Genomic DNA, 15937 nt, shown 5'->3' with positions numbered 1-15937 from the left:
GGGTTTGCGGCGTAAATACGAATGCCTTAAGGCGTTCGTGTAGAAAATCTACTCGGCAGGATTTTTAATACCGGCTGATTTCATCGCTTCTACCGATTGTTCCAATAACTCTTCAGCATTTAAGCAAGAGTCGATTTGTACAACTCCAATCAAAATATGTTCATTTTTCATATCAGTGATACAGATAGATTCAGCGATTAAGCGATTAAAGCGTATTGCTGCAATTTCGGCATCTTCTTCATTTGTATGGCGTAATAAGATTGAAAAGATACCGTTTCCATAATATGATATTGAGTCACTTCGGCGTAATGCATCAGTTAAAATTTTTCCCAAATCGCGTATTATATTTGCTTGCGATTTATTGCCCTCTATCTGCATAGTTTCGAAGGATAAAGAAATAGATAACAAAGAGCTTTCGCAAGGAATATTTGCACAAGATCCACGTTCTTGTTCAATAATAGTAATAAAATAATTTTTATTGTATACACCTAAATTTGCATTGTATAAACTGGATTTTTTTGCGTTTTTTATAGAATTTGCGGCAGTTCCATATAACTCTTTGATGCTTGCAGATTGTTTTTCTAACGAAACTAAAAATTTATCTAATGTATTTTCTACAGAAGATGTAACTTCAAGCAGCGTCTCATGATTTTTATTGGTAACTACTATCTCTTTTTTGATTTGAATTATTTTTTTTAAAAGAGCTGTATTTTTATAGATATTCGACCCTTGCGTCAAAATTAATTTTACGGCTTTTGCTCCTTTGTTTAATGACCTCTCATATTCAAATCCATTGTGGGATGTTACATTCAAGCGAGGGGTGATAGAATTGATTCGTTGGCGGAATTCATCATTTCTAGTCTCCAGTAACTTATCAAAATAGAAGCTGAAATTTTCTGGAATAGGGGGCAAATCATTCTCTTTAAGCTCCGTCATGATTTCATCGACAAGGGCATAAAGGTCAGTGTTGATATTTGGCATAATAAACATACTTCTAGTTGGATTTTTACAGTTAACAGAACATAGAAAATTGTTAGATGTCTTGCAGAAATTATCTCATTTTATAGTTGCAAATATGTTGCATTTTAAAAAGAGTTGCTTTGTCGCCAAACGAAGCAAAGTTGCGATATATTTCCTATTACTAAAAAATGTACTAAGGTAAAAGAATTTATGAGCCAAAACGAACCGATGACACCCAGAGGATATGATGAACTTTTGCGGGAGTTCAAATACCTCAAAGATGTCGAAAAACCCCGCGTTAATGTTGAGAAACAACGAGCGGCGGAACTCGGTGATCGGAGTGAAAATGCTGAATATCATGCGGCAAAAGAGAAGTTGCGTCACATCGATAAGCGTCTTTTTTATCTCAACTCGATGATTCAAAAAGCTAAAATGATTGATCCATCAATTTTAGATCACTCCCGTGCTCACTTTGGAGCGACGATTGTGATTATGGATGTGAACACGGATGAGGAGTTTTCTTATAGTATTTGCGGAACGTTGGAAAGTGAGCCAGAAAACGGTCTTATTTCAGTACATTCACCACTATCGCGCGCGATGCTCGGGAAAGAGGAGGGGGATGAATTTAGCGTTCACCTTCCCAGTGGAAAAAAGAGCTATGAAGTGATTGGCATCGGTTATACTGACATCTTTTCCCTCAAAAAAAATATCCGTAGTGAAAAAGATTTCGGGTTTAAATAACACTGCTTTAAGATGGATGAATATTCCCCTTTGCTATAATCGCGTTACTATTATTAATTTACTAAGGAAACTGCCGTGAGCACTCCCCTCCCAGAGATCGAAAAAGTTCTAAAACAGCATAAATTGTCCATGGACGATTATGCTCATATCAAAAAAATTCTTGAGCGCGAGCCAAACCTCGTCGAAATCGGGATTTTCTCAGCGATGTGGAGTGAACACTGCAGTTATAAATCGTCTAAAAAACATTTGAGCGGTTTCCCGACTAAAGCGCCGTGGGTTATCCAAGGACCGGGTGAAAATGCGGGTGTTATCGACATCGGCGGCGGATATGCAGCGGTTTTCAAAATGGAGAGCCATAACCACCCGAGTTTTATCGAACCGTATCAAGGTGCGGCAACCGGTGTCGGCGGGATCATGCGTGACATATTTACCATGGGTGCACGCCCTATCGCCAACCTTAATGCACTCCGTTTCGGAAACGTGTTGAACCAAGATGACATCAGCGCGCATCAGCGTTATTTGGTGCGCGGTGTCGTATCGGGTATCGGCGGATACGGTAACTGTATGGGAGTTCCGACCATCGGCGGAGAGACGAGTTTCGATGAGTGCTATAACGGTAATATCCTTGTTAATGCGTTTACTCTCGGACTCGCCAAAAGCGATGAGATTTTCTACGGAAAAGCGGAGGGGATCGGCAATCCAGTCATCTATGTCGGATCTAAGACAGGGCGCGATGGTCTCGGCGGTGCGGTTATGAGTTCGGACAGTTTCACGGAAGCGTCTAAAGGGCTTCGTCCGACGGTACAAGTGGGTGATCCGTTTACCGAAAAACTCCTTCTCGAAGCGTGTTTGGAACTTTTCAAAACCGATTACGTCGTCGGGATTCAGGATATGGGAGCAGCGGGATTAACGTCGAGCTCATTCGAGATGGCGGGACGCTCTGGTAGCGGGATGATTATGCACCTCGACAAAGTTCCTGCTCGTGAAGAGGGGATGATGCCATACGAGTTCATGCTCTCTGAATCTCAAGAGCGTATGTTGATTTGTGCGCGTAAAGGGACAGAGCAGGCGATTATCGATATTTTCGAAAAATGGGATCTCGACTGCGCCGTGATCGGTGAAGTAACGGCGACGGGTAATATGGAGCTTTTCTGGCATGGTGAAAAATGTGCTGAGGTTCCGGTTGATCCGGTGAGTGAAGAGGCTCCGGTATTGGATCGCCCAATGTCACGTCCAGCGTATCTCGATGAGATCGCCAACGTAAAACTCAGTGATTTCGATGCGGTTGATAACCAAAAAGCATTTGAAAAACTGATCGCTTCGATGGAAGTGGTCGATAAGCATTGGATTTATGAGCAATACGATTCAATGGTACAAACCAATACGGTCAAAAAGGGGGGCGAACTCGATGCTTCTGTTATCCGTATCAAAGAAAATGGCGTAGCCTTGGCGATGAGCGCTGACTGTAACGTTCGCTACTGCTATATCGATCCGAAAGCGGGAGCTGCGGCAGCAGTAATCGAGAGCGGACGTAACGTCGCGATGAGCGGTGCAACCCCGAAAGCGATTACCGATTGTCTCAACTACGGTAATCCAGAAAACCCTGAAGTGATGTGGCAGTTTGGTCAAGGGTGTTTGGGGATCAAAGAGGCGTGTGCTGAGTTGAATACCCCTGTTATCGGCGGGAATGTATCTCTTTATAACGAAACGAACGGCAAGTCCGTATTCCCGACCCCGTCTATTGCAATGGTAGGGGTGAATGAAGATCAGCATAAAGTGTTGATGTCTGCGTTCCAAAAAGAAGGAAACGTATTGTACCTCGTCGGTGAAAGCCGTTCGGAATTCGGCGGATCACTCTATATGAAAGAGCTTTATAACGTGGTTGCGGGGACGATTCCTGCTATCGATTACAATGCAGAGCGCGGATTGTGGAACCTCGTTATTGAAGCGAATAAAAAAGGACTCCTCTCAGCGGCAAAAGACTGTAGCTCCGGCGGCGCGGCAATCGCACTCGCTAAAATGGCGTGTGTCAGTGATAAAGGGGTAAATGCTTCGATTAGTGTTAATGATGTTCGTGATATTTTTGCGGAGAGTATGTCTCGTGCGATTATCGAAGTTGCCCCTGAGAACTGTGCAGCATTTGAAGCGATGGCAGGATTGTTGCCATGTGTAAAAATCGGAACAGTAGGCGGTGATACGTTTACCCTCAACGATGTGTCGATGAGACTTCCTGAGATGCAAAATATCTACTACAACACCTTCAAGAAAGTGATCGAAGGGGATTTATAATCTTTCGTCATACCCTATAGGGTACAAGAACCCCTTTGGGGTAGCGTACTAGATACGGTATCTCTTTATTCTTTATGGATTCCGTGTCGTGGCACGGAATGACAAAACTACTCTTTTAATCTCTCAATCTTAGCACCCAATAGGCGTAATTTTCCCTCTAAGTCTTCATACCCGCGATCAAGATGGTAGATACGGTGGACATTCGTAGTCCCTTCTGCTGACATAGCGGCAAGAACGAGTGCGCTGGAAGCACGTAAATCGGTTGCCATAACATCGGCACCCGCTAGGCTACACGGCCCGATTACAGTTGCCGTGTGACCGCTTAGTTTGATTTCGGCTCCAAGACGTTGCAATTCACTCACATGCATAAAGCGGTTTTCAAACAAACGCTCTTCGATGGTGCTGGCGCCCTTGGCAATCGTAGCAAGTGCTAAAAATTGTGCCTGCATATCGGTCGGGAATGCGGGGTATTCTTGGGTGATAATATCGACGTGTTTGAGTTCCGTTGCGGGATGAATCGTCATCGTATTTTCACCACATTCGACGCGACATCCCATTTGCTCTAGCTTTGCCGTAACGGCATCGAGGTGATCGGGACGTACACGCTCTAGCGTAATCGTAGAGCCGGTAATCGCTCCTGCGCAGAGATAGGTTCCTGCTTCGATACGATCGGGGATAACTTCAAAATCAACCATCTCGATGGTTTTTCCGCCCGTACCGATGATAGTAAGTTCAGATGTACCGATTCCGCTAATATCGATACCGCTATCGCGAAGGATTTCACATAGTTGTACCACTTCAGGCTCTTTTGCACAGTTTACTAGGACGGTTTTACCGTGTGCCAGTGCCGCCGCCATAACGATATTGGCGGTTCCGGTAACAGTGATCTTATCAAAAATGATATGGGCACCTTTAAGCCCCTCAGGAGCTACCGCATGAACGTATCCCGCGTGAATGGTGATCTGTGCCCCCATTTGTTCTAATGCTTTGAGGTGTAAGTCGATAGGGCGCTGACCGATAGCGCATCCGCCCGGAAGAGAGACTTCACAGTGACCGAAACGGGCTAAAAGTGGTCCTAATACGAGGATCGAGGCACGCATCGTTTTAACGATGTCGTAGTTTGCCATCGTATGGTTTACGGTAGAGGTGTCAACATTGAGAACATGATTCTCTAATGTACAGCTGGCACCGAGGTTTTGGAGAAGTTTGAGGAGTGTCTTGATATCTGCCACTTCAGGCATATTGGTGACTTTTAGCGGATTATGGGCTAACAGTGCTAATGTAATGAGAGGCAATGCAGCATTTTTTGCGCCGGAGATAGTAACAGTTCCGCTAAGTTTAGTCGGCCCTTGAATTCGTAAATAGTCCATTAAATTCCCACAATTATTAAAGTTTGATATTATAAGTCAACATAGGTTAAAATTATCAAAATATACCAATACTCGAAGGAGAAAATGTGAGTTCAGCACTTGATCGCCTAAAAAACCTGACAGCACAGATCTCCAGTTACGAGTTAGAGCGCAAAAGTAACCTAAAAACGCTCGAAGAGCTTTACCTAAAACTCGGGATTAATACCAAAGTTCTCCACTTTGATGCGTTATTTGAATTCAAAGCGATCAATCTTTCAGGCTTATCACTAGCCGATGATGATTTGGGGGCGATAAAAGAGGGAAAATACGCTCAAATTATTGCTATTATTTACGATAAAGAGGCAAAAGTTAAAAACAGAAACATCTCATTGGCCTATTACGGACGTGCTGAAAAGCTAACTCCTGAGCAAAAAAATGAGATTATTTCGTTTGTACTGGGGTGGCGTTTTGAAAAAAGCTTTCGTACCTTGGAACATTATCACAATCTCTTAGCCCATCTTAAATCCTCCCGTGCCGTCTAATCTATGCTCATCTTTATCGATACCGAAACGACAGGATTAGACCTCAAAGACAGAATCTGTGCTTTTGGGGTGATAGAGGATCATGCAACCTATTTTGAACGTATCAATCCGGGAAAAAAGATTCCTCCTGCCGCTTCCGCTATTCATCATATTACCAACGAGATGGTGGCTGATGCTCCGTCGTTTGGGAAATCCGACATCCATGAAAAACTCAAAGAACTCAATACCACTGAAAATATTTTGGTCTCTCATAATGCCCCTTTTGATGTTGCGATGTTGGAGAAAGAGGGGTTTACGTGGCAGGGGAGTATCATCGATACGCTCAAATGTTCTAAATCGCTGATGGATGATTTGGAGGGGTACAGCTTGCAGTTTTTACGCTATGAACTGAGGTTATATCGAGAAGAAGCGGGCGTTTTTGAAGCGCATAATCTCCCTGTTATCCCTCACCATGCACTGAGCGATGCACTGCACACCAAAATGGTGCTGGAATACCTCCTCGATTTAGCGGAGATTGAAAGACTAATCGAAATATCTAAAAGCTATGTTCTTCTGACACGCCTTCCGTTTGGAAAATATGCCAAAAAACGGATCGAAGAGATAGCCCTCAAAGATGCCGGTTATCTCAAATGGATGGTGGAGAGTTTAATGGATATGGATGAAGATTTGCGTTATAGTATCGATTATTATTTGAGAGGAAAGTGATTTGAAAGTAGCCATTCAGTGTGATTCTCCATTGTTGCAACGTGCATTGGAACTTTTTCTTGAGGGGTATTTGAGCTCACTTCGTCAGTGCGATATTCTCATCCGTGATAAAGATATTCAAGATGATGAACATATTACGTTTGTCGTCGGTGTGGATGACGGCTCTGATTTGATCAAACCTTTTTCCAAAGCCCAGTTACTTCACGCGCTCAATCAAAAATTTGAATCGTTAAAACATACTCCTGTTATACCTGAAGAGAGTAATCTTCCCACAATCGATGGGGTCAGTTTCGAAATTTTAGAGCGTCATATCGACAAATTGACGCGCGAATACCAATCCAATATACTTAAAGCGATACGTGCATTTTATGAAAAATAATCCTACCATTACCAAAAAAATCATTGCCGGAAAATACAAAGGGAAAACCCTGAAGCTCCCCTCAAAAGAGACAACTCGCAGTTCCAAGGGGATTGTACTGGAGTCTTTTTTTAATACCTTGCAATTTGATATTATCGATGCTGTCTTGGTCGAAGTATTCAGCGGCAGCGGTTCCATCGGGCTTGAAGCGCTTAGTCGGGGAGCAAAAAAGATCATTTTTATGGAAAAAGATCGTGATGCGATTCGCACATTGCGTGAAAATATCGCTCAAACCGACCCGAGAGCCTGTGAAATTCTCGAAGGGGACAGTTTCAGTAACATCGTTCAGGTAAAAAAGCGTCTTGCCGCATTGGGTGAGAGTGCCTTTATCTATGTTGATCCCCCTTTTGCAATCCGTGAGGGGATGGAAGCAATTTACGACAAAATGATTGACATGATCGCGTCACTCCCCCTTGAAATGGCGACTTTGATTATCATCGAGCACATGAGTACCCTTGAATTACCTGACTCCATCGGTCATTTTAATCGCCTCAAATCCAAACGCTTCGGAAAAACCTCTCTTACTTATTATGCGTAAGCTATTTTTGGAATAGCCTTTGCTTTATCCTTTGAAATAAAAGGATGGGTATGAGATTTTTTGGTTTACTTTTTTGTTTACTAACCATGGCAGAAGCCACACGTATTAGCGAAGTAGCTAATATCGTCGGTGTGCGGGATAACCAAATTATCGGTTATTCACTCGTGGTCGGTTTGAAAAAAACGGGTGATGGTACGACCTCTAAATTCACCCTCCAATCAATCGCGAATATGCTCAAAGCGATGAATATTGATATGAACCCCGTTGACATCAAATCCAAAAACGTTGCTGCCGTTGTTGTTACCGCTAAATTTGCTCCGTTTGCCCGTCAAGGGGATGCATTTGATGTTACTGTCTCCTCTATCGGGGATGCAAAATCGCTGGAAGGGGGGACATTGCTGATGACTCCTCTCAAAGGGGTTGACGGTAAGATTTATGCGTTAGCGCAAGGTTCTATCAGTATCGGCGGTAAAAATGAAAAAGGTGCCGGAGCAGAGTCTCACCCTACAGTGGGGATGGTATACGGCGGTGGTTTGGTTGAGCGTGAAATCACCCAAGACCTGTATCATCAAAATAGCGCAACTCTCTCTCTAAAAACATCCAACTTTGCTAATTCTGTAGCGATACAAAATGCGATAAATGCAAAATACCGTACAACAGTCGCAACGGCAGTCGATCCACGTACCATACAATTACAGCTTCCTAAAAACAAATCAATGGTTGAGTTTTTAGCCGAAGTGCAGAGTTTGGATATCAATTATGCACAAGAGCAAAAGATTATTATCAATGAGCGTACCGGAACGATTATTGCGGGTGTGGATGTTGAGGTTAAACCGGTTGTGATTACGCAGGGGGATATGACGGTAAAAATTCTTTCCCAAAACGAAGTCTCTAAACCAGCAGGAAGTGTCACAATGGACAAAAGCCTTGTGATCGGATTAAATGAGAATGAGGTTTATACTGAAAAAGGGACAACTACGGTTGCTAACATCGCCCGATCACTCCAAAAAATGGGAGCGACACCAAAAGAGATGATCTCAATCCTCCAAGCGATGAAAAGTGCCGGAGCTATCTCGGTCGATTTGGAGATCATCTGATGGATATCACAGCTGTTCAGAATCAGCGAGCTATCCCGACCATTGGAAGCAAAGAGGGTGATAAAGCGCTTCGGGAAAAAACAGATCAATTTGAAGCGATTATCGTAAAAATGATGTTGGATGAAGCGATGAAAGATGAAAAAAATGTATTTACCAGTGCCAACGATCCGGGAGATAAAATTTTTAAATCGATGTATCGTGAAGAGCTATCCAACGCGAGTGCGGGAGGATTTGGTTTTTCTCAAATGCTTTTTGAACACCTTAGTCAAAAGGGTGCCAAAATAGATAAATAGACTAAATTTTTAAAGGTTTTTGCCGATATGGTGGTATACATCATATATGGATAACAAGGATTCACCATGATCTCAAGTGTGAACGGGTCGCTATTAAAGGCGACATATCAAGAACCGACATTAAAAACCAAAGAGCAGGAGAAATCCACGCAATCTATTACCAAACAAGGTGACACAAGCCGAATCGATGAGCTAAAAGCTTCCATCGAAAAAGGGGAATACCGTGTCGATATCGAAGCGTTGGCCAAGCGTATCGCGCAAGAGCTGACTTAAAATATAGGAGTTTATGATGTTGTCTTATCAGTTGCAGAGTGCCATCAAAGATCTTGAAACTCTCATCTCTTTATCACGAGAGGATATTGACGATATCAGAGAAGCTAATCACAATCCTCAGTTTGATCGTCTTGCGATTAAAGAGGAAAAAATAAAAAGTTTTGAACAGAAAAAAGCGATGATTGATCGCGAAATTTCAAAACTGATGACACAAAATCCTGCAAAGCCACTCTCTGAACTTTTAGATAATGAACAACATCAACAACTCGATTCTCTCAAGGAACATCTTTCTCTTCTTCGAGAGGTAAATCAGCAATATGCAAAAATGGTTTTAAGTGTAGGTTCTTTTTATAATTCTCTATTAGAGCGTTTGGTTCCGACACAAATGCAAGGGTACAAAAAAGTGGCTATCTCGGAAGCGTCATTTTTGGAAGTGCGAGTATAACATGGCATCAATTTTTAATGCGTTGCATATCGGTTATAGTGGCTTAAACGCAGCACAAATCGGAATCGATACCACCGGACATAATATCTCCAATGCCGAAACAGAAGGATATTCCCGTCAACGTGTTGTCACTGCAGCTGCAACGCCTATTAGTATCGATCCCGGTCAACGGGGTAATGGGACTCAGATTACTGAAATCGCACGGGTATTTGATAATTTTGTATTTAATCGATTTGCCAATGCTTCCCAAAACAAAGAAAATTCTGATACATTGAAAAAAAATCTCGAAGAACTTTCCACCTATTTTCCTGAAATTGATAAGGTTGGTATTAAAAATGACTTGAAAAATTATTTTGATTCGTGGCAATCACTTGCTAATAATCCGAGTAATACTTCACTCAAAGTAGCATTGGCACAACAAACTCAAACATTGACGCAGCATATTCAAGAAACACGCACACAAATAACAGCATTACAAAGTTCTATGAATGATCAGGTAAGGGTCAACATTGATGAAGTCAATCGGATTGCAAAAGAGATAGCTTCTGTTAATTTAGAGATCAATAAAGCTGAATCAGGCGGTGGAAACAATGCAAATGATTTACGTGATAAGCGAAATCAGCTTGAATTGACGATGACTAAACTGATTGGCGCCAAAGTCATCGTGGGACAGATTGAAACCAGTAATGTAATTGATAGCAATATTGCACTAAAACAAGGGAGCTATACCATTCAAGTCGGTGGCTTTAATATCGTCGATGGAAGTACATACCACCCTATTGGGATGGATAGCACAGCAAATCCAAACGCCTATAATGATCTTTATTATGAACGTCAAGATGGGGTACGAGTCCCTTATGCTGATCGAATAACCGGAGGTAAAATCGGAGCACTTTTGGAGCTTCGAGGATCTAAAATCGGTACCAATGGAGAGTTTGAAGATGGATTTTTGCAAGAGACGATCAATAATCTCGATAGCTTTGCCAAAGGACTTATAGAATCGGCAAATAATATCTATGCTCAAAGTGCTACAACCTCAATGGTCTCAAATCCTCTTAGTTTTTCGGATAATCAGTCGCTAATGAATACAGATGAGAATTTTAAAACAGGTACCTTTGATTTGATTGTGTATGATATTGATGGTAATGAGGTTGTCCGTCGGAGTGTTTCAATCGATGAGGGGACTCTGATAGATGATGCCACTTCCAGCAGTATCGTCGGGCAAATAAACACATCAAAAGATGATAATAAAGACAGCAATGCGCTTAACGATATCGATGATATGCTCCTTGCAAATTTTAATACAAATCAAAAAATATTTTCGATTAATTTAAAAGGTTCATATGCTGCTCAAGGGTACAGTTTTGCTATCCAAGATAGTGGAACGAATTTTGCCGGAGTTACGGGTGTTAATCGTTTTTATGATGGTAGCAGTGCTAAAAGTATCTCTTTAAACAGTGCATTACAAAATGATACAACACAGATAAAAGGGTATAAGTCTCCTGCAAACGGAGATAATCAAACGGCTTTGGCTATGGTGGAGCTACAATTCGGTTCTGTAACTTTTGGAACGGGATTTAACAAGACATCGGATACTGTTTATGGCTATTTTGATAATTTAGTCACGAAAGTTGGGACAAAAACCAATTCAGTGCTGTTAAGTAATGAAACACTTACGGCACAATATAATGCTATCAAACAAGAACAAGATTCAGTGAGTAAAGTAAGTATCGATGAAGAGATGGCTAACCTAATCCGCTATCAAACTTCCTATGGTGCTGCAGCAAAAGTTATTACGACAATAGATCAAATGATGACTACCCTTTTGGGTATTAAGGCATAATGCCTTTTTTTAGTATTGCTTCGCTGGTCGGGGTGATTGTATTCTCCTTTATCGGTCCCTATCTTTATGGGGTCGACCCTTTTTTCTTAAATCCACAGGCAATTTTACTTTCCCCTTCATGGAGCCATTGGTTTGGTACGGATCGATTGGGTCGTGATTTGTTGGCACGGTTGATGGAGGGGGGACAAGTTTCGCTTATTATAGGATTTGCCAGTGCGCTTGTCTCTACATTAATCGGATTACTCTATGGCGTAAGCGCGGCACTTTTACGTGGAGGATATGATAAACTTTTTATCATCATAGTCGATCTGTTTTTGACCTTTCCGACCCTCTTTTTATTACTGACCCTTGTCAGCTATGTCAACGCTTCGGTTTGGGTATTGATCTTGATTATCTCCATAACAGGGTGGATGGGAACGGCACGCCTTATTCGCTCAGAGAGCTTTGCTATTAGCTCTAAACCATTTATCCGTATTCTACATATTGCAGATGTACATCCCCTTAAAATCATCCTAAAATATTATGCACCGCTTCTCGCTCCGATTGTATTGGTTAGTTTTACGTTTGGGGTAGGGGGGGCGATATTAGCCGAGTCGGGACTTTCATTTTTGGGATTGGGAATCACCCCTCCGCAGATGAGCTGGGGGAGTATCCTCAGTGGGGGTAAAGAGGTGATTGATATCGCGTGGTGGGTTAGCTTCTTCCCAGGTTTAATGATTTTTATTGTAACTTTTTCATTAATAAATATTTCAAACGCGTTGCAAAGTAAAATGAACCAAAAAGAGTTGAGATAAAATCACTGATTGTATTTCCACTTTAGCATCTGTTTAAATAACAAAAATATCCTACGAATAAAATAGCGATTCCTTTACAATTAATTGTAATAATGGAGGTTTTGTGTATGAAAGTTGTATTAACTATCGCCGGGTCCGACAGTAGTGGCGGAGCTGGGATTCAGAGTGATCTAAAAACATTCGAAGCGTTTGGTGTATTTGGTACTAGTGTCATCACGGCTCTAACCGCCCAAAATACTACTGGAGTGCAAGCTATACATCCGATTCCGGCTGATTTTATTGCAGCTCAAATCGAAAGTGTTTTGAGTGACTTTAAAATCAAAGCAATCAAAATCGGAATGCTTTACAGCACAGAAATTATTAGAATGATCCAGAAAATTATTGCTCCACTCGATATTCCTATCGTTTTGGATCCGGTATGTATTTCAAAAGTAGGTTCAATACTTCTTGAAGAGGATGCAATTAAAGCACTTCAAGAACTGAGTCGAGATGTTACCCTCACAACTCCGAACCTTCATGAAGCCTACCGATTATTCGGCTACAAAATAGGAGAGACGGATTCATTATGTGCCATTATCGATCATCCCTCTCACATACTGATCAAAAATCATATTATTAACACGACGAGTGCGGATTTACTCTACTTTGGGCATCAAAAACGAATTTTTACATCTGAGCTTATTGACTCAACTTCGTTACACGGAACAGGGTGCTCTTACTCTTCTGCTATAACTGCTAATCTTGCACTCGGGTATACCCTTGAAGAATCAATTGAGCGATCAAAACGGTTTATTAGTGAGGCAATTCGTTCTGCACCCTCCATAGGTCATGGAAGGGGTCCGATTAATCATAAAGCGGGGGGGAAATATATTGCTTAGAGGGTTTGACTTTTAGCGCAGTACATGCCCCACAAATTTGGACATATTGCCTAGAATTTTACCGCCGCGACGGAATCCTAATCCACACGCTTCATACGCGAAGAATACACCTGCTTGGTAGCTGTTACCGTTTGTATCTTTCGGGAACTCGACGTACTCTTGGTAAATCGGTTTAAAATTACCGTACGGCCCCTCATTCGCTTCGATTACTGACCCTGAGGCATCCAGTATGCGTACATTGGCACCTTCGCGCCCAAACATCCGTTTCTCGACTTGTTGGATACCTTTAAGAGGTTCAAATGAAGTTTTAAGAAGATACGGAGAATCAGGGAAGAGATCGCACAGAATCTTCATCATCCCTTTGGATTGGAAGAGCAAGGTATAGGCGGGGTTTAGGATAATCGCTTTTTGATTTTCCATAATAGTACTAAGCTGAGTGGCGAGCTCCGGCTCTTCGATAGCAATATCTTCCCACGGATAGAGTTTAAACCAATATTCATACGGCTCTTCGTTGCTGTCGTAGATCCCCTCATCGTCAAATTTTACTCCACCGAGGGGTTCAAATCCGCTCTCAAATCCTGCATCAATAGCCATTTGTTGTAGTAGTCTGACCGTTTGTTCCTCTTCGATATTGCCGCTTGCCGAGCTGAAAAGGATTTTCCATCCATCATAGTGTTTTTCAAACTCTTCGGGATCATCAAATAAGGTGACGAGACGTCGGAAGTTATCACTGATTGCTTCGTAAATATTGTTAAACTGACGCTCTTCATCCATACCGTTGTGCTTCAGGAGTGCCCATTGTAAAATCGCCGTTTCAAAAAGGGCAGTCGGGGTATCAGCATTGAACTCAATTAGTTTGATAGGTATTCCGCCGATACCCCCTGCGAGATCAAAACGTCCGTAGAGGTGCCAGTGGACATCATTATCCCAGCTTTTTTTGATAACCTCGATGAGGTTAAACGGGATACCGAGATCAAAGAAGAGGTTGTTATCGATGACATGTTGAGCGCACGTGGCATACATATCATAGAGCTCATTGACCGCTTCATAATAAGCTTCGGCTTCGGCATCGGTGACAACGACGAGTTCATTGGCAATGTATTTACTTTGATCGCTGTCGGTGTGCCATCCGAACCCGAATTGTTCTAATGTGTGATCATCGATGGGTTTGATGTTTTGGAGGGATATCATACTCATCCTCCGAAGCTGCTGCTAGAGCTTGTACTTCTCGAAGCGGAATTTCCGAAGAAACTTTTTTTCTGGCTGTTGGAGGTTGCTGATTTACTCCCCCCTGCTGCGGAGCGGTGATAAGCGGATCGGTTGGACATGTCTTGGTGCCGTTGAACATTTTTGTTGTTCATTAACGCATTTCCGATCATGTTACCGAGCAATGCTCCCCCCGCAGCGGCAAGAATGGTTCCACCAAGCCCCATCCCTTCACTTTTCGGTTCGGCATTGAGTTCTGATTTTCCCTCTTCCATCTTTTTATACTCTTGGTCGGCGAGTGTTTTCATCTCTGCTTCGCTCATTACCCTCTCTGTAACAGTGCCATTTTCATCAGTTTCTTTGATGATCGCACGGCTAGGACCAGTGGTCGGCATCTCTTCGACGATAACGTATTTACCGTTAGGCTGTTGTTCGACAACGATAAATTTGTTTTGGGCTTCCACCGCTTGTTCTTCCGGGGCGCTTTGACATCCACTAAGGGCGCTGAGTACAGCGAGTCCGACGGTTCCCGTAATAATGGTGTTAGCACTCATAAAATGTTTCATGTTTAAGCTCCTATCGTAATTGTTTTAAGTGGGTTGGGTTCAGTAAAAAGATTTTCGAGGCACTTTGCTCTTGAAGCCCACGATAATCTTCGACGATAACATCACTGACAGCTCGGCAAAATGTTTCATCAAAGCTTTTGCCACTCTCATTGGCAGAGGTGGAATAGAGCCATCGGTATGGCTTTATAAGAGCCGCATGTTCGGGATCACTGACATAGCGGAATGCTTGATTTTTGATGATGAACGTTGTTTTTTTACTATGACGAACACGATGTTTATGAAGTGCGGGGATACGGAGGTCACGGCTGAGGTTTTTAAGCTCGGTATAGACTTTGAGAAAGGGTTTGTCTCCTGAACGCATTTTTATCTCTTCTAAGCGTTTAGAGTTTTGAGAGAGAAAACCGACGGTGGTGTCGGTTTGGGCGAGGAGAATTTTATTCATAGATTAAGGGATAAGATAATCTTGGAGGGCATGAGGCTCCATCCAACTGTCATCATTCATGTGCCCCATCGCTTCGATAGCGGCGCGTGCCGCACTGAGAGTCGTAAAGTACGGAGTTCCCATACGTAAAACGATTTGACGGATCAATTCGGCATCTTTTTTTGATGTTTTATTATCGGAGGTGTTGATGGCGAGAGAAATTTCTCCGTTTTTCATCACATCTTCGATATTCGGGCGCCCCTCTGAGATTTTAAGAACCGCTTCACACGGGATTCCTGCTTCTTCGATCACTTTTTGGGTGCCGCGAGTTGCGATCAGTTTGAACCCTTGGTTGTGTAATCCGCGAGCGATTTCTGGGGCGTGAGCTTTATCCATCTCTATAAACGAGAGGAAACAAGTCCCAGATGTAGGGATTTTGTTTCCGGCTGCTAGTTGGCTTTTCGCGAAGCTAACGCCGAAGTTTTGACTGATACCCATAACTTCTCCGGTCGATTTCATCTCTGGAGAGAGAACCAAATCGGCACCGTAGAGTTTGTTGAACGGGAATACTGCCTCTTT

The 15937-nt window shown here is 42.6% G+C and carries 18 protein-coding genes and 1 pseudogene; 13 read left to right on the top strand and 6 right to left on the bottom strand.

Going from position 1 to position 15937, the window contains the following annotated elements; translation table 11 throughout:
- Positions 1 to 48 precede the first annotated feature (48 nt).
- A complete protein-coding gene (locus JZU62_RS03145; RefSeq protein WP_295011811.1) occupies positions 49 to 981 on the bottom strand; it encodes a diguanylate cyclase in 933 nt (310 codons plus the stop codon).
- A gap of 189 nt (positions 982 to 1170) precedes the next feature.
- On the opposite strand from JZU62_RS03145, the gene greA reads away from it, so the two are divergent.
- Together greA and purL are read left to right on the top strand one after the other, a co-directional pair.
- Complete coding sequence (gene greA / locus JZU62_RS03140; RefSeq protein ID WP_295011809.1) at positions 1171 to 1701, top strand: transcription elongation factor GreA; 531 nt, start codon at positions 1171 to 1173, stop codon at positions 1699 to 1701.
- 75 nt (positions 1702 to 1776) lie between these two features.
- A complete protein-coding gene (gene purL, locus JZU62_RS03135) occupies positions 1777 to 3990 on the top strand; it encodes a phosphoribosylformylglycinamidine synthase subunit PurL (RefSeq protein ID WP_295011807.1) in 2214 nt (737 codons plus the stop codon).
- A gap of 107 nt (positions 3991 to 4097) precedes the next feature.
- Here purL and murA read toward each other — a convergent pair whose 3' ends face one another.
- Positions 4098 to 5360: a UDP-N-acetylglucosamine 1-carboxyvinyltransferase gene (gene murA, locus JZU62_RS03130; RefSeq protein ID WP_295011805.1), complete on the bottom strand. Its 1263-nt coding sequence runs from the start codon at positions 5358 to 5360 to the stop codon at positions 4098 to 4100.
- Positions 5361 to 5446: 86 nt separating this feature from the next.
- On the opposite strand from murA, the gene JZU62_RS03125 reads away from it, so the two are divergent.
- The 11 genes from JZU62_RS03125 to thiD all read left to right on the top strand — a co-directional run bounded on the left by JZU62_RS03125 (position 5447) and on the right by thiD (position 13165).
- Positions 5447 to 5881, top strand: coding sequence for a hypothetical protein (locus JZU62_RS03125; RefSeq protein WP_295011803.1), 435 nt, complete (start codon positions 5447 to 5449; stop codon positions 5879 to 5881).
- Positions 5882 to 5884: 3 nt separating this feature from the next.
- Positions 5885 to 6586, top strand: a complete 702-nt coding sequence (locus JZU62_RS03120; protein WP_295011801.1) for an exonuclease domain-containing protein — start codon at positions 5885 to 5887, stop codon at positions 6584 to 6586.
- Between the two features lies 1 nt (position 6587).
- A complete protein-coding gene (locus tag JZU62_RS03115; protein WP_295011799.1) occupies positions 6588 to 6965 on the top strand; it encodes a hypothetical protein in 378 nt (125 codons plus the stop codon).
- Complete coding sequence (rsmD, locus tag JZU62_RS03110) at positions 6955 to 7542, top strand: 16S rRNA (guanine(966)-N(2))-methyltransferase RsmD (RefSeq protein ID WP_295011797.1); 588 nt, start codon at positions 6955 to 6957, stop codon at positions 7540 to 7542. The genes JZU62_RS03115 and rsmD overlap by 11 nt, the downstream gene beginning before the upstream one ends.
- Positions 7543 to 7592: 50 nt before the next feature.
- Positions 7593 to 8639 carry a flagellar basal body P-ring protein FlgI gene (locus JZU62_RS03105; RefSeq protein WP_295011795.1) on the top strand — a complete coding sequence of 349 codons (1047 nt, stop codon included), beginning with the start codon at positions 7593 to 7595 and terminating at the stop codon, positions 8637 to 8639.
- Positions 8639 to 8932 (top strand): rod-binding protein, encoded by a 294-nt coding sequence (locus JZU62_RS03100; protein WP_295011793.1) that lies wholly within the window; start codon positions 8639 to 8641, stop codon positions 8930 to 8932. Before JZU62_RS03105 ends, JZU62_RS03100 begins: the two co-directional genes overlap by 1 nt.
- 66 nt (positions 8933 to 8998) lie before the next feature.
- Positions 8999 to 9205 carry a flagellar biosynthesis anti-sigma factor FlgM gene (locus JZU62_RS03095; RefSeq protein WP_295011790.1) on the top strand — a complete coding sequence of 69 codons (207 nt, stop codon included), beginning with the start codon at positions 8999 to 9001 and terminating at the stop codon, positions 9203 to 9205.
- 16 nt (positions 9206 to 9221) lie between these two features.
- Positions 9222 to 9650 carry a hypothetical protein gene (locus tag JZU62_RS03090; protein ID WP_295011789.1) on the top strand — a complete coding sequence of 143 codons (429 nt, stop codon included), beginning with the start codon at positions 9222 to 9224 and terminating at the stop codon, positions 9648 to 9650.
- 1 nt (position 9651) lies between these two features.
- On the top strand, positions 9652 to 11493 hold the full coding sequence (gene flgK / locus JZU62_RS03085) for a flagellar hook-associated protein FlgK (protein WP_295011787.1): 1842 nt from the start codon (positions 9652 to 9654) through the stop codon (positions 11491 to 11493).
- Positions 11493 to 12287 (top strand): ABC transporter permease, encoded by a 795-nt coding sequence (locus tag JZU62_RS03080; RefSeq protein WP_295011785.1) that lies wholly within the window; start codon positions 11493 to 11495, stop codon positions 12285 to 12287. Before flgK ends, JZU62_RS03080 begins: the two co-directional genes overlap by 1 nt.
- A gap of 107 nt (positions 12288 to 12394) precedes the next feature.
- Positions 12395 to 13165 (top strand): bifunctional hydroxymethylpyrimidine kinase/phosphomethylpyrimidine kinase, encoded by a 771-nt coding sequence (gene thiD, locus JZU62_RS03075; protein WP_295011783.1) that lies wholly within the window; start codon positions 12395 to 12397, stop codon positions 13163 to 13165.
- 12 nt (positions 13166 to 13177) lie between these two features.
- On the opposite strand, the gene JZU62_RS03070 is transcribed toward thiD, so the two are convergent.
- From JZU62_RS03070 to carB, 4 genes and pseudogenes are all read right to left on the bottom strand, one after another.
- The gene (locus JZU62_RS03070; protein ID WP_295011781.1) at positions 13178 to 14356 is read right to left on the bottom strand and encodes a glutathionylspermidine synthase family protein; all 1179 of its coding nucleotides are present in this window, start codon (positions 14354 to 14356) and stop codon (positions 13178 to 13180) included.
- Between the two features lie 2 nt (positions 14357 to 14358).
- Entirely contained in the window at positions 14359 to 14937 is a 579-nt protein-coding gene (locus JZU62_RS03065; protein WP_295011779.1) for a hypothetical protein, read from the bottom strand.
- Between the two features lie 10 nt (positions 14938 to 14947).
- Complete coding sequence (locus JZU62_RS03060; RefSeq protein WP_295011777.1) at positions 14948 to 15379, bottom strand: hypothetical protein; 432 nt, start codon at positions 15377 to 15379, stop codon at positions 14948 to 14950.
- Positions 15380 to 15382: 3 nt separating this feature from the next.
- Positions 15383 to 15937 (bottom strand): annotated as a pseudogene (gene carB, locus JZU62_RS03055) (carbamoyl phosphate synthase large subunit); the annotation flags it as partial.

Source organism: Sulfuricurvum sp., from assembly GCF_019163035.1.
Lineage (GTDB): Bacteria > Campylobacterota > Campylobacteria > Campylobacterales > Sulfurimonadaceae > Sulfuricurvum.
This window is presented reverse-complemented; position numbering and strand designations above follow the sequence as displayed.